The sequence below is a fragment of the Streptomyces sp. Pv4-95 genome, from assembly GCF_045782725.1.
GTDB lineage: Bacteria > Actinomycetota > Actinomycetes > Streptomycetales > Streptomycetaceae > Streptomyces.
In genome coordinates this window covers 3,267,425-3,284,440 of record NZ_CP127172.1, presented here as the reverse complement: position 1 = coordinate 3,284,440, position 17,016 = coordinate 3,267,425, and the positions used below count along the sequence as shown (strand labels likewise).

The following is a 17,016-nucleotide window of genomic DNA, read 5'->3' as shown; positions in this document are numbered from 1 at the left end:
GCTGCGGGCGGGTCGGACCGGCCCGCCCGCAGCCCCATGGGTTACCCCGTCCCCGCAGGTCAGCAGCACGTTCCGCATGTCCCGCGGGCAGCAGCATCCGCCGCCACCCGCGGCGCGTAGTACCGCAGCCGCTCACGCACTGTGCAAAAGGAGCACCACCCCATGCCCCCCTCTGCTTCCCCCTCGCCCTCCCGCACCGTCCGGGCCGACTACGTCGTCGTCGGCGGCGGCACCGCCGGTTCCGTGATCGCCTCCCGGCTCACCGAGGACCCGAACGTCAGCGTCGTCGTCATCGAGGGCGGCCCCAGCGACATCGACCGTGACGACGTGCTGACGCTGCGCCGCTGGCTCGGCCTCCTCGGCGGCGAGCTGGACTACGAGTACACGACCACCGAGCAGCCGCGCGGCAACTCCCACATCCTGCACAGCCGCGCCAAGGTCCTCGGCGGGTGCTCCTCGCACAACACCCTGATCGCCTTCAAGCCGCTGCCCTCGGACTGGGACGAGTGGGAAGAGGCGGGCGCGGCCGGCTGGAACGCCAACACGATGGACCCGTACTTCGGCAAGCTGCGCAACAACATCGTGCGGGTGGCCGAGAAGGACCAGAACCAGATCGCCAGCGACTGGATCAAGGCCACCAGGACGGCCCTGGGCGTGCCCGAGATCATCGGCTTCAACGACCGGCCCTTCGAGGACGGCGTCGGCTTCCTCGACCTGGCCTACCACCCGGAGAACAACAAGCGCTCCTCGGCCTCCGTCGCGTACCTCCACCCGCACATGGAGGCCGGTGACCGTCCCAACCTCCAGCTGATGCTGGAGACCTGGGCCACCAAGCTGGAGCTGGAGGGCACCGCCGCCAAGGGCGTCCACGTCCGCACCAAGGACGGCGAGGAGGTCTACGTCGAGGCCGCCCGCGAGGTGCTGGTCTGCGCCGGTGCCGTGGACACCCCGCGACTGCTGATGCACTCCGGCATCGGCCCGAAGAAGGACCTCGAAGCGCTGGGCCTGCCCTGCGTGCTCGACCTGCCGGGCGTCGGCGAGAACCTGATGGACCACCCCGAGTCGGTCATCGTCTGGGAGACCAACGGGCCGATCCCGGAGAACTCCGCGATGGACTCCGACGCGGTGCTGTTCGTCAAGCGGGACCCGGAACACAAGGGCCCCGACCTGATGTTCCACTTCTACCAGATCCCCTACACCGACCACCCCGAGCGGCTGGGCTACGAACGCCCCGAGCACGGTGTGTCGATGACCCCGAACATCCCCAAGTCCCGTGCCCGCGGCCGTCTCTACCTCACCTCGGCCGACCCCGAGGTCAAGCCCGCGCTGGACTTCAAGTACTTCGAGGACGAGGGCGACTACGACGGGCAGACCCTGGTCGACGGCGTCAAGCTGGCCCGTGAGATCGCCAAGGCCGAGCCCTTCGCCAAGTGGCTCAAGCGCGAGGTCTTCCCCGGCCCCGAGGTCACCGACGACGAGGAGATCAGCGAGCTGGTGCGCAAGTGCGCGCACACCGTCTACCACCCGGCGGGCACCTGCAAGATGGGCGCCACCGACGATGAACTCGCCGTCGTCGACCCGGAGTTGAAGATCCGGGGCCTGCAGGGCATCCGCATCGCCGATGCCTCCGTCTTCCCGACCCTGCCCGCCGTGAACCCGATGCTCGGGGTCCTGATGGTGGGGGAGAAGTGCGCCGAACTGCTCGCCGGTTCCACCACGCAGGGAGGTGGTGCGTGATGACTACCTCCACCACCGACGCAACCGGGATATCCGAGCCCCGCAGCACCGCGGCCGCGAAGGACGAGCGGGACGTCATCTTCTCCGTACGCAACCTGTGGAAGGTCTTCGGCCCGAAGGCCGATCGCATCCCCGAGGACGCGTCCCTGCAGGAGCTCTCCGCCGCCGAGGTGCGCGAGCGCACCGGCTGCACCCCGGCCGTGCGCGACGTCTCCTTCGACGTCCACAAGGGCGAGTCCTTCGTCGTCATGGGCCTGTCCGGCTCCGGCAAGTCCACGCTCGTACGCTGCCTGACCCGGCTCATCGAGCCGACCGGCGGCACGCTGGAGATGGACGGCGAGGACGTGCGGGGCATGGACAAGACCGCGCTGCGCGAGCTGCGACGCAACCGCGCCTCCATGGTCTTCCAGCACTTCGGCCTGCTGCCGCACCGCACCGTCCTCGACAACGTCGCCTACGGCCTGGAGATCCAGGGTGTGGGCAAGGCCGAACGCCGCGCCAAGGCCCAGGAGATGATCGACAAGGTCGGTCTCGACGGCCTTGAGCAGCGCCGCCCGGGACAGCTGTCCGGCGGTCAGCAGCAGCGCGTCGGGCTCGCCCGCGCGCTCGCCGTGGACCCCGAAGTCCTGCTCTTCGACGAGCCGTTCAGCGCGCTCGACCCGCTGATCCGGCGCGACATGCAGGAGGAGGTCGTCCGCCTGCACCGCGAGGAGGGCCGGACGATGGTCTTCATCACCCACGACCTCTCCGAGGCGCTGCTGCTGGGCGACCGCATCGCGCTGATGCGCGACGGCCAGGTCGTCCAGCTCGGCACCCCCGAGGAGATCGTCGGCTCGCCGGCCGACGAGTACGTCCGCGACTTCGTCCGCGACGTACCGCGCGAGCAGGTCCTCACCGTCCGTCGCGCGATGCGCCCGGCCGAGGCCGGCGAGGCCGAGGAGGGCGCCGCGCTCTCCCCGGACACGCTGTGCGCCGACGCCATCGAGGCCGTCGCCCGCTCCGGCGGTGCGGCCCGCGTCGTCGAGGGCGGCCGCTGCATCGGCATCGTCGACCACGCCTGCCTGCTGAACGTCGTCGCCCGCATCGAGCGCGAGGAGGTGGCGGCCTGATGTACACCACCTCCCACGCCGCGCGCCGCCGCGAGGCCCTCGCCCGCACGGTGCGCGCCGCCGCCGGGACCCTGGCCGCGACCGCCCGCCGGCACTGGCGCCAGGCCCAGCGGGCAGCCGCGATGAACGTGCTTGCCGGCACGGTGAAGCGGGGCCGCGCATGAGTGCCGCCACCACCGCTCCGGCCCGGGAGAGAGCGGCCGGGGCCGTCGCTCCCGGAGGGGCCGCCGGCGGATCCGGTGGTGCCGACGGCGCCACCGAGAACCCCAAGGACACCGAAGCCACCCGGTTCCAGGCGCTGCTGCGCCACCGCGGCATCGGCAAGATCCTGCTCCTCGCCGTCGCCGCGGCGGTCCTCGTCCCGCTCGCCAGTGCCAAGTGGGGCAGCGGAACCTGGCCGGAGGCCCTGTCGGTCGACCTGAGCGAGCCGCTGGGCAAGGCCAGCGACTGGATCATCGACAACCGCGACAGCCACCCCCTGTTCCTGTACTTCTTCGGCCACGTCAGCAACGCCGTGGTCATCTCCGTACGCGCCGTCTACGTCGTGCTCCTCACGCTCGGCTGGACCGGCGTGACGGCGGGCGTCACCCTCGTCGCCTGGCGCATCGCGGGTCTGCGCATCGCCGCCGTCGCCCTGCTGTCCTTCGTGCTCAGCGGCATGCTCGGCATGTGGGTGCCGACGATGCAGACGCTCGCGCTGATGGTCGTGGCGGTGCTCGCCTCGGCCGTCGTCGGCGCACTGCTCGGACTCGTCGGCGGGCTGTCGGACCGGATGTTCCGCCTGCTGCGGCCGGTTCTCGACACCATGCAGATCCTGCCGGCTTTCTCCTACCTGCTGCCCGTCGTGCTGATCTTCGGCCTCGGCGTGCCCGCCGCGCTGCTGACGACCGTCGTGTACGCGGCGCCGCCGATGGCCCGGCTCACCGCGCTCGGGCTGCGCGGCGCCGACCCGGGCGTCCTGGAGGCCGTGTCCTCCCTGGGCGCGACCGGACGGCAGCGACTGCTGACCGCCCGTCTCCCGCTGGCCCGCAAGGAGCTGCTGCTCGGCCTCAACCAGACGATCATGATGGCGCTCTCGATGGCCGTGGTCGCCTGCATGATCGGCGCCGGCGGCCTCGGTGACCGCGTCTATCAGGCGCTCGCCTCGGTCGACGTCGGCGCCGCGCTGGCCGCCGCCATCCCGATCGTGCTGCTGGCGATCGTCATGGACCGGGTGACCGCGGCCGCGGGCGAGCGGCTGGGCTCCGCCCCGGCCGACGGACCGCGGCTGCTGCGCGGATGGCGCGTGTGGGCCGGCGTCGCCGTCCTCACCGCCGCCATCGCCCTCGTCGGCCGGCTCGCCGGCTCCATGGTCTGGCCGTCCGCCTGGGTCGTGGAGATCGCCCGCCCGGTCAACGACTTCAAGGAGTGGATGGTCGACCACCTCTACTCCGGAGTCCCGGTCGTCGGCGGCACCGCCGACTGGGCCGCGCACTTCACCTCCGACGTCCTGGACCCGCTGCGCGACGGCCTGACGGCGCTGCCCTGGTGGGGCGCGCTGCTGATCGTCGCCGCGCTGGCCTGGCTCATCGGCACCTGGCGCACGGCGCTGACCGCGGTCTTCGCGCTGGCGGCCATCGGCGTGCTGGGCGTGTGGAACCCCTCCATGAACACCCTCTCGCAGGTGATCGCCGCCCTCGCGGCGACGCTGATCCTCGGCTTCGGCATCGGCATCCTGGCCGCGGGCAGCGAGCGCTTCGAGAGGCTGCTGCGCCCGGTCCTGGACGTCATGCAGACCATGCCGCAGTTCGTCTACCTCATCCCGGTGGTCGCCCTCTTCGCCGTGGGCCGCGCCCCGGCCGTGGCGGCAGCCGTCACCTATGCGCTGCCCGCGGTCATCCGCATCACCACCCAGGGCCTGCGCCAGGTCGACCCCGCGGCGATGGAGTCCGCCCGTTCGCTGGGCGCGACCCGCTGGCAGCTCCTGCGCCAGGTCCAGCTCCCGCTCGCCCGGCCTTCGATGCTGCTGGCCGTCAACCAGGGAGTGGTCCTCGTCCTCGCGGTCGTCATCATCGGCGGCCTGGTGGGCGGCGGCGCGCTCGGCTACGACGTCGTCACCGGTCTGGCGACCGGGGATCTGGCCCTCGGCCTGGTCGCGGGCGTGGCCATCGTCTGCCTGGGCCTGGTGCTCGACCGGGTCACGCAGCCGACGGAACGCCGCACGGCGAAGGGAGCCTGAACCATGGCACGTACGCGTAAGACAGTCATCGGCGCCTCGCTCGTCGCCGGCGCCCTGACGCTGTCGCTCAGCGGCTGCGGCGCTGCCGACATGACCAAGCAGGCCTCGCCGTACGCGGCCGTGGGCGGCGCGAAGTCCGTCACCCTGCCCGTGGGGACCTGGGTCGGCGCGCAGGCCAACGTCGTCGTGGCGAAGTACATCCTGGAGCACAAGCTCGGCTACCGCGTCGACACCGTCCAGGTGGACGAGCAGCCTGCCTGGGACGCGCTCAGCCAGGGCCGGGTGGACGCCATCCTGGAGGACTGGGGCCACCCCGAGGAGGAACAGCGCTACGTCAAGGACAAGAAGACGGTCACGGCGGGCGGCGGCAACGGCGTCACCGGTCACATCGGCTGGTTCGTCCCCAAGTACTGGGCCGACAAGCACCCTGACGTGACCAACTGGAAGAACCTCGACAAGTACGCCGACGAGCTGCGCACCGCGGAGAGCGGCCGGAAGGGCCAACTCCTCGACGGCTCCCCGTCCTTCGTCACCAACGACAAGGCGCTGGTGAAGAACCTCGACCTGAACTACGAGGTCGTCTTCGCGGGCTCCGAGGCGGCGCAGATCACCCAGATCAAGCAGTTCGCCAAGAAGCGCAAGCCCTTCCTCACGTACTGGTACGAGCCGCAGTGGCTCTTCAACCAGGTGCCGATGGTGGAGGTCAAGCTCCCGAAGTACACCGACGCGTGCGGGGAGAAGGGCGCGAAGGACCCCAAGTCCATCGACTGCGAGTACCCCACCATCCCGCTGCAGAAGTACCTCAACACCGACTTCGCCAAGAGTGGTGGCAAGGCGGCGGAGCTTCTGAAGTCCTTCAAGTGGACCAAGGACGACCAGAACGAGGTCTCCGAGATGATCGCCTCGCAGGGCCTGCCCTCGGACGAGGCGGCCAAGCGTTGGGTGGAGCGGCACCCGGACGTCTGGAAGTCCTGGCTGCACGAGAAGTAGCCGCGCCGAGCGGCCGCGCAGGGAACTGCACGGTGCCGCCGTGAGCCGCGCCCGGGGCGCGGGCCGGTATGCCTTTGGGTATACGGGCCCGCGCCCCGGCTCGTTCTCCAGGTGCAGGGCGGGCGCCGGTCCCGTGCCGATAATCAAGTGCATGTCGTCCCTGCCGCCCGATCCGCACCGCACTCCCCGGGAAAGCACCGCGCCCGCACGCCGCCGGCTCGCCCGCACCGCGGAGGGGTGCACGGCAGTGCTCTACCTCGTGGCCGCCTCCACCAGCACCTTCGGCTTCTTCGACGAACTGCCTTCCTTGACGAAGGCGGCCCTGGGGTGCGCCGCGGTGGCCCTGGTGCTGCTGCGCGGGAAACTGCCGCTGATGGCGCTGCTCGGCCTGGCCGCCATCGCCGGCACGCTGCCGACCGCCGGGCTGCTGACGGCGGTGGCCGCCTTCACCGCGGCCCGCCGGATCGGGGCCCCGCGCCTCCGGGGCGGGATGCTGCTCACCTCGGCCGCCCTGCCGCTGGTCATCAGCGTGTGCGGCACCACCGCCGCCGGTTACGGCAGCTGGCTGGTCGGATTCGCCCTGGGCGCGGTGGTCGCCGGCGTCGGCGTCCTGATCCCCGGCCTGGTCGGCAGCTCCGTCGGCCAGCAGGACCGGCTGGTCGTGGCCCTCCGCGAGACCGCCGCGGCGGCGGAGGAGGCCCGCCGGCTCGCCGACAACGCCTCCCGCGTCGAGGAGCGCGCGCGGATCGCGGCCGAGATGCACGACCTGGTCGGCCACCGGCTCAGCCTGATCTCCTTGCACAGCGGCGGCCTGGAGATGGCCCTGGCCGCCAAGGCGCCGGAGCTCAAGGACGACGCCACGCAGGTCCGGCTCGCGACGCGGGACGCGATGCAGGAGCTGCGCGAAGTGCTGGGCGTACTGGGCCCGTTGGGCCGCGACACCGGCACCGGCGTACTGACCGACGCGACCGGCACCCGCGCCGACGTCGAGGCGCTCACCGAGGAGTCGCGCGCCGTCGGCATCCCCGTCGACCTCACCTGGGAAGGCCCCGACCTGGCGGACCTGGAGCCGCGGGTGCGGCGCGCCGTGCACCGCGTGGTCCGGGAGTCGCTCACCAACGTCCACCGCTACGCCACCGGCGCCGCCGTCGAGCTGACCGTGACCCGCGCCGACGGCCGCGTCGGTGTGCGGGTCCGCAACGGCGCGCCGCCCGCCCCGCCGGAGGCCACCACCGGCCTCGGTACCGGGCGGGGCCTGACCGGGCTGCGGGAGCGGGTGCGGCTGCTCGGCGGTGAGCTGCGTGCCGAGCCCACCGCGGTCGGCGGCTTCCTCGTCGACGCGTCGCTGCCCAGCAACCCTGACACCGCCGTCCCGGAGGACGGTACGGACTCCGCCACGCCACGCGCCGACGTCCCGGCCGAGGCGTCGCGCTCCGGAGTAATGAGGCATCTGCCCGGTGCGGCGGCCGCGTTGCTGGGCCTCGCCGGCGCCGGCGCGATGCTGTTCTTCTTCATCTCCCTGGTGGCGAACTCCCGGCCGGCCGCGGACGGCGTGCCCGACCGCACGGTGCGTACCGGCATGACCCGGGACGAGGTCCGGTCGGTGGTCGGATGGGGCAGTGACGTGGTCAGCGCGGCCGCGGCCGGCCGCGAGCCGCCCCGTCCGCCCGGGACCGACTGCCTCTTCCCGTACGAGACGCACCGCAACGCGAAGGGCCTGGAGATCACCCGATACTGCTTCCGCGGCGGCATCCTGGTGGACGACGCCACCTTCACGGTCCCGATGGCGCCGACCGGCCCATGACCCCGCGGCCGGCCCGTCGGCGATCCGGCCACCGACGGCCCCGCGTCCCCTGCGTCCCCCTCCGCCCACTCGCCCACCGCCCACGGAGCGTCCGATGACCGCCACGCCCCCCGAGAAGCACCCGACCCCCGCACCGGCTTCCGACGGCCGGATCCGGGTGCTGCTCGCCGACGACGAGGAGATGATCCGGCACGGTGTCCGGCTGATCCTCCGGCATGCCGAGGACATCGACGTGGTCGCCGAGGCCCGCAACGGCGCGGAAGCCGTCGAACTGGCGGCAGCACAACCGGTCGACGTCGTGCTGCTCGACATCCGGATGCCGGTGCTCGACGGCCTCGCCGCCGTCGAGCAGTTGGTGCGGCTCGCACCCAAACCGCAGGTCGTCATGCTCACCACCTTCGGTGACGAGGAGAACGTCACCCGCGCCCTGCATGCCGGTGCCGGCGGCTTCCTGCTGAAGGACGAGGGACCGCAGGAACTCATCAGCGCCGTACGGGCCGCCGCGACCGGTGACGCGGTGCTCTCGCCCGGCGTCACCGGGCACGTCGTCAAGCGGATGCTGCAGGGCGGACTGATCGGGACGTCGTCCACGACCGCGCCGGTCGACCGGCGGCTGGCCGCGCTGACCGGCCGCGAGCGCGAGGTGCTGGCGATGCTCGGCGCGGGACTGCCCAACCTGGAGATCGCCCACCGCCTCGACATCGGGCTCGGCACCGTGAAGACGCATGTCGGCCGCATCCTGGAGAAGACCGGCACCGCCAGCCGGGTGCAGGCCGCGCTGCTGGCACACCAGGCGGGGCTGGGAGGGGCGACAGGCCGGGCGGACGCATAGCGGTCGGGGCCGGGGGAGACGCGGTGGCCGGGCCCGTGGGGGCGACCGGCTAACGAGCCGTCCACTCCCGGCGGGTCACCGCGTATTCCACATCGCCGTGCTCCGCGCCCTCGATGTGGTCGGGCCACTCCTCGAAGAACGTGCGGACGTACCGCAGGCCCGCCTTCTCCATGACCCGCCGCGACCGGGTGTTGACCGTCATCGTCGTCGCCGTCACCCGTTGCACGCCCGGCTCCGCGAAGGCCCTGGCGACCAGGGCGCGGGCACCTTCCGTCGCATGGCCTCGGCCCCAGGCGGTACGGCACAGCCGGTAGCCCAGCTCGGCCTCCTCGGGCCGTCCGTGACGGGTGGGCAGCAGCGCGAACCAGCCGACGAACCGCCCGGTGGCGGCCTCTTCGGCCGCCCGCACACCGAGTGCGCCGACCGGCCCGCCGGGGCGGTCGGCGCCGTCGACGAACCGCGGCAGCGTCTGCGCGAGCACCTCGTCGCGGGGCACCGGCCGCCCGGTCCCGATGAAGTGCATGACCTCGGGGTCGCCGTGCAGCGCGGCCAGCGCGGCACCGTCGCGGGCGGTGAATCCGCGCAGCACCAGTCGCGCGGTCCGCACCGCGACATCGCGGTCCTCCGGCACCGTCACCCCCCGTCACTGTCGTCGCCGCATCCCCGCTCGGGCCGCCGCGGTCCGGGTAACCCGGCCCGGGGCGGCCCCCGGCGCGGCGTGACGGCATAGTAGAGCGCAGCCCCGCCGGGGGCATGACATTCATCGGCGGTCGGCCGCGGGGCCGGCACGCATCAGGGGGAAGACGCAGCATGCCATCCATACGCCGCTCCACCGCCGCTGCCGCGGTGCTCGCCGCGCTGGTCGCGGTCACCGCCACCGGCTGCGGCCCCGACGACAACACCGCGTCGGCGAACGGCGGTTCGGCCGCCGCCCAGCAGCAGGACAAGGGCGCCGGCAGCGGCGAGGACGGTGGCAAGGACGCCGGCGGTCTGCTGCCGGACGGGATGCCGACCAGCATCGACGGCCTGAAGAAGTGGCAGGACGGCGGCTGGAAGAACTGGGACCGCTGGGCCCGCAAGGCCACCGACTTCGCCAACCCGATCATCAAGGACCACTGGAAGACGGATCGGCTGGCGAAGGCCCAGGCCGCCCCCGACATCGGCGTACGGGCCACCGGCGCGGGCAGCGAATACGCCGCCACCGACCCCGAGCCGCGCCCGGTCACCGCGGAGCAGGTCGGACGGCCGTACCACCGGAACATGGCCCCCATCGGCAAGATCTTCTTCGACAGTCCGAAGGGGCCGATGGTCTGCTCCGGCACCATCGTCGAGGACCCGGCGAACCCGGGCAGGTCCAACCTGGTGTGGACCGCCGGGCACTGCGTGCACTCCGGCAAGCAGGGCGGCTGGATGCGCAACATCGTCTTCGTGCCGTCCTACAACGACAACGGCCTGCCGATGAACCAGGTCGGCAGGGCTCCCGCCCAGGAGGTCACGCCGTACGGCAGGTTCTGGGCGGACTGGATCACCACCTCCGGTGAGTGGATGAACATGGGCAGCACCGACTCCGGCAACGGCGGCTCCGCCTACGACTTCGCGGTGCTGCACGTGAAGCCGGAGCGGGGCGGCGGCAAGTCGCTCCAGGAGACCGTGGGCGCCGCCGCACAGGTCTGGTTCGGCGCACCGACCGCCGACCGCATCAGCTCACTGGACGCCTTCGGCTACCCCGCGGCCGCGCCCTACGACGGCGCCCGCATGATGAACTGCCCCGCCCGCCCCGGCCGTCTGACCATGCAGCAGGGCACACCCGCCATGCACCGCATCGGCTGCACGATGACCGGTGGCACCTCCGGCGGCGGCTGGTTCGTCACCCGCGGCGGCAAGCTGACGCTGGTGTCCAACAGCTCCATCAGCTCCAACGCCCACACCTGGCTGGCCGGCCCCTACCTGGGCACCGAGGCCCAACGCGTCTTCAACGGCATCAGCCAGAAGTTCGCCAACCGGTAACCGCCGTCGAGGTGGCGCCCGGTGCGGCGGGTCCGGTGCGCGACGCACCGGGCCCGCCGCACCGCAGTGCTAATCCGCCTCCCGCAGCCGCTCCGCCATCTCCTTCACCGCTGCCATCGCCTGTCGCTGCAACCCGGGGCCGAAGGTGATCCGGGACGCGCCCAGGGTGCCCAGCTCTTGGGGCGAGGGCCCGTCGGGGGTCTGCACCGCGTTGACGGGGAGGCCGATGCCTGCGGCCAGTTCGGCCAGCAGCGGGGGCGGGGCGAGGATCGGGTAGACGCAGTCGGCGCCTGCCTCGGCGTACAGCCGGCCGCGCAGGATCGCCTCCTCGGTGCCCTCGACGCCCCGCAGGAAGGTGTCGATCCGGGCGTTGATGACGAGGGCGTCGCCCGCCTCGGCGCGTACCTCCGCCAGCCAGTCGGCCTGTCGTCGCGGGTCGCGGAGGGCGCCGGTGGCGTGGTCGCTGTCCTCCAGGTTGCAGCCGACGGCGCCCGTGTCGGCGAGCCGGGCGACCAACTCCTTGGCGGAGAGCCCGTATCCGGCCTCCACGTCCGCCGAGACCGGGAGGTCCGGCACCGCCCGGACGATGCGGGCGATGGCCGCGAACATCTCGTCCGGCGGCGTCCGGCCGTCGTCGTGGCCGAGGGATGCCGCGATGCCCGCGCTGGGCGTGGCCAGTGCCGGGAAGCCCGCATCGGCGAAGACCTTGGCCGAGGCGGCGTCCCAGGGGCCGGGGAGGACCAGCGGCCGTTCCGGGCGGCGGTCGTGGTGCAGGGCGCGCAGCGCGGCGGCCGTTGGCGCCGTGGTGGCCGGCGGTGTCATGGGAGCTCCCCGGGAGGCATGCGCAGGGTGGCGTTGATGCGGTTCCAGTTGTTGATGGCGACGATAACGGCGAGGAGGTGGGCGAGCTCGGACTCCGTGAAGTGCGTCGCGGCGTTTTCGTAGATCGCGTCGGGCACGAAGCCGTCGGTGAGGACGGTGACCGCCTCGGTCAGCGCCAGGGCCGCGCGCTCGCGCTCGGTGAAGTGGTCCGTCGCCTCCTCCCACGCGTTCAGCAGCGCGATCCGCTCGGGTGTCTCGCCCGCCTCGCGGAGGTTCCTGGCGTGCATGTCGATGCAGAACGCGCAGTGGTTGAGCTGCGAGGCGCGCAGGACGACCAGTTCGCCAAGGCCCGGATCGCCGAGCCCCTCCTTGGCGGCCATGGTCAGCTTCAGCTGCGCCTGGAAGACCTCCCGGGACATCGTCCCCGGCTTCATCCGCGGGGCCATCGTGCTCACACCCGCCCCGGGGCCATGCGCGTGGTCACGCCGAAGCGGTTCCAGGCATTGATGGTGGTGATCAGGGCGATCAGCTGTGACAGCTCGGCGTCCTCGAAGTGGGCGGCGGCGCGGTCGTAGACGGCGTCCGGGACGAAGCCGTCGGTCAGCAGGGTGATCGACTCGGTGAGGGCGAGAGCGGCCTGTTCCCGGTCCGTGTAGAAGCCGGTGGCCTCCTCCCAGGCGTTGAGGAGGTAGATCCGCTCCTCGCTCTCGCCGGCCTTGCGTGCGTCCTTGATGTGCATGTCGATGCAGAACGCGCAGTGGTTGACCTGCGACGCTCGGATCTTGACCAGCTCGACCAGCACCGGGTCGAGCCCCTGCCGCGCGGCCGCGTCCAGTGCGGACATGGCCTTGAAGACCTCGGGCGCGAGCTTCGCCCAGTGCATCCGGGGCCCGTGTGCGTGGCGGGCTGTCTCAGTCGTCATGCCAATGACGCTACGGCTTCAGTGGCGCAGCGGTATGGTCCACTTTCATGGACAATTCGTGGGCCACTTTCGGGCGGGACCTGCACCTGGACCTCAGCGGCCCGGGAGGGCTGCGGGCCGCCCTGATGCGCGCGCTGCGCGACGCCGTGCGCAGCGGACGGCTGGCTCCCGGCAGCCGCCTGCCCTCCTCCCGCTCGCTCGCCGCCGACCTCGGCATCGCCCGGAACACCGTCGCCGACGCCTACGCCGAACTGGTCGCCGAGGGCTGGCTCAGTGCCCGCCAGGGCTCCGGCACACGCGTCGCCTCGGGATACCTCCCCGACGGGGCCCGGGGGGTATCGCCGGGCGCGCGTGCCACCCCGGCGTCCCGGCGTGCCGCCGAGCGGGACCGCGGGCCCGACCGGCCGCGCTTCGACCTCACCCCCGGCACCCCCGACGTCTCCTCGTTCCCGCGCACCGCCTGGCTGGCCGCCGCCCGCCGCGCGCTGACCACGGCCCCCCACGACGTCTTCGGCTACGGCACCGCGGCGGGCCGCCCCGAACTGCGCACCGTCCTCGCCGACTACCTCGCCCGAGCGCGTGGCGTACGCGCCGACCCGGACCGCATCATCGTCTGCGCCGGGTTCATGCAGGGGCTGGGGCTGATCAGCCGCGCCCTGCGTGGCGAGGACGGCGGCCCACCGAATTGGCCGGGCGAGGGCAGGCGCCGCCCCTCGCACGCCTTCCGGCACCCTCGCCGCCCCGGCGAGGACTGGCGGCAGGGCGATGGGCAATTGGCCGTGGAGTCCTACGGCCTCGGCTTCCACCGCAATGTCATCAATCGCGCGGGCCTGCGCACCGTCCCCCTCCGGGTGGACGGACACGGTGCCTGCACAGCCGAGTTGGCGGCCCTCGACGACGTGCGCGCGGTGCTGCTCACGCCCGCCCACCAGTTCCCGACGGGTGTCCCGCTGCACCCGGACCGCCGCTCCGAAGCCGTCAACTGGGCGCGCACAAATGGTGGTTACGTCCTTGAGGACGACTACGACGGCGAGTTCCGCTACGACCGCCAGCCGGTCGGCGCCCTCCAGGGCCTCGGCCCGGATCACGTCGTCTACATGGGCACCGCCAGCAAGAGCCTCGCCCCCGGGCTGCGGCTGGCCTGGATGGTGCTGCCGGACCGCCTGGTCGACAAGGTGCTCGCCGTCAAGGAAACCGGCGAATGGCAGTCCGGCTCGCTCGACCAGCTCACCCTCGCCGAGTTCCTCTCCTCCGGCGCGTACGACCGCCATCTGCGCGGGATGCGGCTGCGCTACCGCCGCCGCCGTGACCAGTTGGTGGCGGCCCTGACCGAACACGCCCCGCACGTCCGCATCTCCGGTATCGCCGCGGGCCTGCACGCGATCCTCGAACTCCCGCCGGGCACCGAACAGTCCATTATCCAGACGGCCCGTCGGCAGGGCCTCGCCCTGCACGGCCTGTCCTTCTACACGGACCCGGCCGCCACCGCGGTCTCCCGCGACGCCCTGGTCGTGGGCTACGGGACCCCGCCGGACCACTCGTTCGCGAACGTGCTGGACGCGCTGGTGGGGGCCCTGCCCGCGCCGTAGCACGGTTCATCGCCGACGAGCGGTCCGTTGTCAGTCCCCCGTGGAACACTCGCCGCCGTCGGTCGATCGAACGGCCGAACGGGCAAGAGAACAAGGGGGATTGTTCTGCATGGGTGTGAGCATCGGGTTCATCAGCGCGACGACGGAGGAGCTGGACCGGGCGGAGAAGGAGCCGAGTTGGGCCGATGAATACGTCTACGAGCTGTACGGCGGCGAGGACCTCTACGCACCGGACCGTCCCGACGGCGGCCCGGACAAGGCGTGGGCCGGCCTCCAGTTCCTGCTCGACGAGACGGACGTGCACCTCGACTTCCTGATGGACGGGTTCCCGATCCTGGAGGACGGCACCCTGTTCGGCTGGTCCGCGGAGCAGGTCGAGAGCGTGGCACGGCAACTGCGGGCCACCCCGTGGGAGCAGTTGGCGGTCCACTACGACCCGGAGCTGATGATGGAGCAGGAGGTGTACCCCAACACCTGGAAGTTCGACCCGGACGGCGAGCTGGCGTGGCTGGAGCGCTCCTACGGGGAACTCGTCGCCTTCTTCGCCGAGGCGGCCAAGGGCGGATACGGGGCCTTCATGAGCTTCAGCTTCTAGCGCCCGTCCCAGGGCGCGGACGGGCAGTCGGCGCCCTGGCCGCCGATCCCCGGGTGAGCCGGTGGAACGGGCAATCGCTGTCCAGCGGCCGGCTCGCGCAGGTCTACGGCTTCACCGACCGCGACGGCAGCCGACCGGACTTCCGGCGGTACGCGCTCGATCCAGGACAAGGGGCAAGCCGACGGGCGCGGCCGGGTACTGATAGCCGCAAGAGACCTTTCGAGTCGACCGACGGCCGTCGCTACGCCTTACCGTCTCCGGCTTCACCTTGTTCGGTGCTCTGCGGGAGCGCGACGTAGGTGCCGCGCTGGGGCACCGTGAAAACAGCGCCTTCCTCCACGAGCACGGCGATGGCACGCCGCACGGTCGTGCGCGCGAGTCCGTATTGCTGCACCAGCTGAGTCTCGGACGCGATCGCCCGGCCGGGGCTCCAGTCGCCGCGCTGGATTCGCGCCCGAATGATCTCCACCAGCTGCCGGTAGGGCGTCAGGGGCGCGCCGTGATCAATTTCCGCATCCGGATCCATGGCCATGACTCGAATCTAAGTGTCCCCGTTCGAAGTAGCTCCTACAGCTACCTATGGAGACGTAGCGATACAAGCAGCTACCATGCGAGTGAAGGAACCCGGCGACGGCGGCAGTGGCCCCGTGGCACGGCCTGAGCTGATAGGAGCGCCAAGTGACAAGCCCGTTAGAGCTGCTGGCGAAACTGCTCTTCCCCCCGCGTGGGAAACACCGCGCCCGCCCCGCGCGGTCGACGCTGCCGAGTCGGCCGGTGCCCGTGCCGGTGCGCAGGGTGGTCGTTCGGGCCCGGCGGCCCGTGGTCCAGGTCTTCGACGGGGACGCGACCGCGACGGTCCGTCCCTACGTCCTGGCCGTGGAAGGGGCCGGCTGGTGACCGGCCTTCGTCGTCTCCCGTGGGACGGCCCGGAGGGCAAGCCCGCCTACCTCTCCACGGACGGCGGTCACTGCCTGCTGTCCCGTCTTGCGGACGAGGTGGAACAGGAGCAACTCGACACGGCGCGGACCGTCGTCCGGCTCGCCCGCGACATGCTGGACGGTGCGAAGCCCCCGGCGCCGGATGAAGTGCGGTTCGCCGCGGCCAGGCTGATCGAGTGCCTTACGGACACGCTGCGGGTGGCCGAAGCCCGGGGCAAGGGCGGTGCGTCGCGGCCGGGCGATCACAGGTCCCGTACGAAGGAGACCCGGTCCAGCCCGGGGCCGTCGTAGTCGCTGTGTACCGGGATGTCGCTGTCGAGCCGGTCGCCCGGCTCCATCCGGAAGCCCAGGCGGGTGTGGAAGGCGATGGACGTGCGGTTCGCCGGGCTGGTGATGCAGCGGACCCGGTTGCGGCCGAGGTCGCGGGCCATGGCGAAGTACCGGCGGTAGAGGCCGCGGGCCCAGCCGTCCCCCCGGCCGTCCGGGGACACCGCGATGAAGTGGATGTAGGCGGTTCCCGGATCGGATTGGGAGAGGAAGCCGATGAGGAACGCGTGCACGGTGCCGTCGGCGCGTTCGACGAGATAGCTGGTGTCGGCGAAGTGCTGGAGGAACAACCGCGGTAGCAGCAGCTGCCGTTGGAGCACACCGGCGGCGCCGCCCTGGCCACCCCACCAGTCGGCCAGGGCCGCCAGCAGACGCGGATGGTCCGAGACCGTGGGACGGCGCAGCGTCATCTCCCCGGGCAGTCGCTCCAGCACCGGCGTGCGCTCCGTCATGTCCTGGTCCTCCGGTCGGGGGGTGAGGGGCTGCTTCGGCGGAGCCGTACGCGGCGCCGCGCAGCGAGCGTAAGCCTCGAAACTCTGCCGCTTCCAGGGGTTTTGGCGGGGCCCCGCGGTGCCCTGGTCGGGGCGCAACCGCCCCAAGGACAACGAAAACAGCACGCAGGCGGCGGAGTCGGAATCGTCCACGGCCCCTTGTCGGAGGCGCGCGGGTCCCCGTCTAGGCTGACCACCGCTCATACCAACTTCACGGGGGAAAGGCGAGAACATGGCCGAGAAGGCACGCCGACGGCTGCGGTCGAGCACGGTGATTCTGGGCGGCATGGGCGCGTTGGCCGCCGCCCTGACGTCCTGCGGCTCCGAGCCCGACAAGCGGTGCGTGGACCGCAACAGCTACGACACGCTCAACGGCTACCGCATCGTCGACTCCAAGAACTGCTCTTCCAGCAGCGGCTCGTCCAGCAGCGGCGGTTCCTACGGCAAGAGCGGCAAGAGCGGCGGGGTCGGGAAGCAGTCCGTGGACGGCCGCTGGTACTACGGGCCGGAGAACTCCGGTGGCCGGTACGCCGACCAAGGCACGTTCAGCAAGAGCCAGGCCGTCGACCGGGGCGGCTTCGGCTGCTCGGGGTCGAGCAGCTCGCACCACGGCCGCATCGGCGGCTGAGCGGGCC

Annotated in this window: 19 protein-coding genes and 1 pseudogene; 14 read left to right on the top strand and 6 right to left on the bottom strand. The window is 72.0% G+C overall.

Going from position 1 to position 17,016, the window contains the following annotated elements; genetic code table 11:
- Window positions 1-162: 162 nt before the first annotated feature.
- The 7 genes from QOM21_RS14450 to QOM21_RS14420 all read left to right on the top strand — a co-directional run bounded on the left by QOM21_RS14450 (window position 163) and on the right by QOM21_RS14420 (window position 8,690).
- The gene (locus QOM21_RS14450) at window positions 163-1,737 is read left to right on the top strand and encodes a GMC family oxidoreductase (RefSeq protein WP_407550304.1); all 1,575 of its coding nucleotides are present in this window, start codon (window positions 163-165) and stop codon (window positions 1,735-1,737) included.
- Window positions 1,737-2,846: a glycine betaine/L-proline ABC transporter ATP-binding protein gene (locus tag QOM21_RS14445; RefSeq protein WP_407550303.1), complete on the top strand. Its 1,110-nt coding sequence runs from the start codon at window positions 1,737-1,739 to the stop codon at window positions 2,844-2,846. The genes QOM21_RS14450 and QOM21_RS14445 overlap by 1 nt, the downstream gene beginning before the upstream one ends.
- Window positions 2,846-3,010 (top strand): hypothetical protein, encoded by a 165-nt coding sequence (locus tag QOM21_RS14440; RefSeq protein WP_407550302.1) that lies wholly within the window; start codon window positions 2,846-2,848, stop codon window positions 3,008-3,010. The genes QOM21_RS14445 and QOM21_RS14440 overlap by 1 nt, the downstream gene beginning before the upstream one ends.
- Window positions 3,007-5,064 carry an ABC transporter permease gene (locus QOM21_RS14435; protein WP_407550301.1) on the top strand — a complete coding sequence of 686 codons (2,058 nt, stop codon included), beginning with the start codon at window positions 3,007-3,009 and terminating at the stop codon, window positions 5,062-5,064. Before QOM21_RS14440 ends, QOM21_RS14435 begins: the two co-directional genes overlap by 4 nt.
- 3 nt (window positions 5,065-5,067) lie before the next feature.
- Window positions 5,068-6,054 carry an ABC transporter substrate-binding protein gene (locus tag QOM21_RS14430; RefSeq protein ID WP_407550300.1) on the top strand — a complete coding sequence of 329 codons (987 nt, stop codon included), beginning with the start codon at window positions 5,068-5,070 and terminating at the stop codon, window positions 6,052-6,054.
- A gap of 151 nt (window positions 6,055-6,205) precedes the next feature.
- Complete coding sequence (locus tag QOM21_RS14425; protein WP_407550299.1) at window positions 6,206-7,858, top strand: histidine kinase; 1,653 nt, start codon at window positions 6,206-6,208, stop codon at window positions 7,856-7,858.
- 94 nt (window positions 7,859-7,952) lie between these two features.
- Window positions 7,953-8,690, top strand: coding sequence for a response regulator (locus tag QOM21_RS14420; protein WP_407550298.1), 738 nt, complete (start codon window positions 7,953-7,955; stop codon window positions 8,688-8,690).
- Window positions 8,691-8,739: 49 nt separating this feature from the next.
- On the opposite strand, the gene QOM21_RS14415 is transcribed toward QOM21_RS14420, so the two are convergent.
- Complete coding sequence (locus QOM21_RS14415) at window positions 8,740-9,327, bottom strand: GNAT family N-acetyltransferase (RefSeq protein WP_407550297.1); 588 nt, start codon at window positions 9,325-9,327, stop codon at window positions 8,740-8,742.
- Window positions 9,328-9,500: 173 nt separating this feature from the next.
- Here QOM21_RS14415 and QOM21_RS14410 point away from each other — a divergent pair, with 173 nt between their 5' ends.
- A complete protein-coding gene (locus tag QOM21_RS14410) occupies window positions 9,501-10,697 on the top strand; it encodes a trypsin-like serine peptidase (protein ID WP_407550296.1) in 1,197 nt (398 codons plus the stop codon).
- A gap of 69 nt (window positions 10,698-10,766) precedes the next feature.
- On the opposite strand, the gene QOM21_RS14405 is transcribed toward QOM21_RS14410, so the two are convergent.
- Genes QOM21_RS14405 through QOM21_RS14395 form a run of 3 tightly spaced genes read right to left on the bottom strand, consistent with a single transcriptional unit; the run spans window position 10,767 to window position 12,441 of the window.
- The gene (locus QOM21_RS14405) at window positions 10,767-11,519 is read right to left on the bottom strand and encodes an isocitrate lyase/phosphoenolpyruvate mutase family protein (RefSeq protein ID WP_407550295.1); all 753 of its coding nucleotides are present in this window, start codon (window positions 11,517-11,519) and stop codon (window positions 10,767-10,769) included.
- On the bottom strand, window positions 11,516-11,965 hold the full coding sequence (locus QOM21_RS14400) for a carboxymuconolactone decarboxylase family protein (protein WP_407555673.1): 450 nt from the start codon (window positions 11,963-11,965) through the stop codon (window positions 11,516-11,518). The genes QOM21_RS14405 and QOM21_RS14400 overlap by 4 nt, the downstream gene beginning before the upstream one ends.
- 5 nt (window positions 11,966-11,970) lie before the next feature.
- Window positions 11,971-12,441 (bottom strand): carboxymuconolactone decarboxylase family protein, encoded by a 471-nt coding sequence (locus QOM21_RS14395; RefSeq protein ID WP_407550294.1) that lies wholly within the window; start codon window positions 12,439-12,441, stop codon window positions 11,971-11,973.
- A gap of 47 nt (window positions 12,442-12,488) precedes the next feature.
- Here QOM21_RS14395 and QOM21_RS14390 point away from each other — a divergent pair, with 47 nt between their 5' ends.
- The 3 genes and pseudogenes from QOM21_RS14390 to QOM21_RS14380 form a co-directional block, all read left to right on the top strand.
- On the top strand, window positions 12,489-14,030 hold the full coding sequence (locus QOM21_RS14390) for a PLP-dependent aminotransferase family protein (RefSeq protein ID WP_407550293.1): 1,542 nt from the start codon (window positions 12,489-12,491) through the stop codon (window positions 14,028-14,030).
- Window positions 14,031-14,139: 109 nt separating this feature from the next.
- Window positions 14,140-14,625 carry a YfbM family protein gene (locus tag QOM21_RS14385; RefSeq protein WP_407550292.1) on the top strand — a complete coding sequence of 162 codons (486 nt, stop codon included), beginning with the start codon at window positions 14,140-14,142 and terminating at the stop codon, window positions 14,623-14,625.
- A gap of 17 nt (window positions 14,626-14,642) precedes the next feature.
- Window positions 14,643-14,827: pseudogene (locus QOM21_RS14380) on the top strand (short-chain dehydrogenase); the annotation flags it as partial.
- 39 nt (window positions 14,828-14,866) lie between these two features.
- Here QOM21_RS14380 and QOM21_RS14375 read toward each other — a convergent pair.
- The gene (locus QOM21_RS14375; protein WP_407550291.1) at window positions 14,867-15,157 is read right to left on the bottom strand and encodes a GntR family transcriptional regulator; all 291 of its coding nucleotides are present in this window, start codon (window positions 15,155-15,157) and stop codon (window positions 14,867-14,869) included.
- Between the two features lie 146 nt (window positions 15,158-15,303).
- Between QOM21_RS14375 and QOM21_RS14370 the strand changes: the two genes are divergently transcribed.
- Together QOM21_RS14370 and QOM21_RS14365 are read left to right on the top strand one after the other, a co-directional pair.
- The gene (locus QOM21_RS14370; RefSeq protein WP_407550290.1) at window positions 15,304-15,522 is read left to right on the top strand and encodes a hypothetical protein; all 219 of its coding nucleotides are present in this window, start codon (window positions 15,304-15,306) and stop codon (window positions 15,520-15,522) included.
- Window positions 15,519-15,854 (top strand): hypothetical protein, encoded by a 336-nt coding sequence (locus QOM21_RS14365; protein WP_407550289.1) that lies wholly within the window; start codon window positions 15,519-15,521, stop codon window positions 15,852-15,854. Before QOM21_RS14370 ends, QOM21_RS14365 begins: the two co-directional genes overlap by 4 nt.
- Here QOM21_RS14365 and QOM21_RS14360 read toward each other — a convergent pair.
- Window positions 15,806-16,342, bottom strand: coding sequence for a GNAT family N-acetyltransferase (locus tag QOM21_RS14360; RefSeq protein ID WP_407550288.1), 537 nt, complete (start codon window positions 16,340-16,342; stop codon window positions 15,806-15,808). The genes QOM21_RS14365 and QOM21_RS14360 overlap by 49 nt on opposite strands.
- 271 nt (window positions 16,343-16,613) lie before the next feature.
- Between QOM21_RS14360 and QOM21_RS14355 the strand changes: the two genes are divergently transcribed.
- Window positions 16,614-17,009: a hypothetical protein gene (locus QOM21_RS14355; protein ID WP_407550287.1), complete on the top strand. Its 396-nt coding sequence runs from the start codon at window positions 16,614-16,616 to the stop codon at window positions 17,007-17,009.
- Window positions 17,010-17,016 lie beyond the last annotated feature (7 nt).

Coding starts and splice junctions, on each gene's coding strand:
- QOM21_RS14450 (WP_407550304.1), top strand. CDS start 163: ATGCCCCCCTCTGCTTCCCCCTCGCCCTCCCGCACCGTCCGGGCCGAC.
- QOM21_RS14445 (WP_407550303.1), top strand. CDS start 1,737: ATGACTACCTCCACCACCGACGCAACCGGGATATCCGAGCCCCGCAGC.
- QOM21_RS14440 (WP_407550302.1), top strand. CDS start 2,846: ATGTACACCACCTCCCACGCCGCGCGCCGCCGCGAGGCCCTCGCCCGC.
- QOM21_RS14435 (WP_407550301.1), top strand. CDS start 3,007: ATGAGTGCCGCCACCACCGCTCCGGCCCGGGAGAGAGCGGCCGGGGCC.
- QOM21_RS14430 (WP_407550300.1), top strand. CDS start 5,068: ATGGCACGTACGCGTAAGACAGTCATCGGCGCCTCGCTCGTCGCCGGC.
- QOM21_RS14425 (WP_407550299.1), top strand. CDS start 6,206: ATGTCGTCCCTGCCGCCCGATCCGCACCGCACTCCCCGGGAAAGCACC.
- QOM21_RS14420 (WP_407550298.1), top strand. CDS start 7,953: ATGACCGCCACGCCCCCCGAGAAGCACCCGACCCCCGCACCGGCTTCC.
- QOM21_RS14410 (WP_407550296.1), top strand. CDS start 9,501: ATGCCATCCATACGCCGCTCCACCGCCGCTGCCGCGGTGCTCGCCGCG.
- QOM21_RS14405 (WP_407550295.1), bottom strand. CDS start 11,519: ATGACACCGCCGGCCACCACGGCGCCAACGGCCGCCGCGCTGCGCGCC.
- QOM21_RS14400 (WP_407555673.1), bottom strand. CDS start 11,965: ATGGCCCCGCGGATGAAGCCGGGGACGATGTCCCGGGAGGTCTTCCAG.
- QOM21_RS14395 (WP_407550294.1), bottom strand. CDS start 12,441: ATGACGACTGAGACAGCCCGCCACGCACACGGGCCCCGGATGCACTGG.
- QOM21_RS14390 (WP_407550293.1), top strand. CDS start 12,489: ATGGACAATTCGTGGGCCACTTTCGGGCGGGACCTGCACCTGGACCTC.
- QOM21_RS14385 (WP_407550292.1), top strand. CDS start 14,140: ATGGGTGTGAGCATCGGGTTCATCAGCGCGACGACGGAGGAGCTGGAC.
- QOM21_RS14375 (WP_407550291.1), bottom strand. CDS start 15,157: ATGGCCATGGATCCGGATGCGGAAATTGATCACGGCGCGCCCCTGACG.
- QOM21_RS14360 (WP_407550288.1), bottom strand. CDS start 16,342: ATGACGGAGCGCACGCCGGTGCTGGAGCGACTGCCCGGGGAGATGACG.
- QOM21_RS14355 (WP_407550287.1), top strand. CDS start 16,614: ATGGCCGAGAAGGCACGCCGACGGCTGCGGTCGAGCACGGTGATTCTG.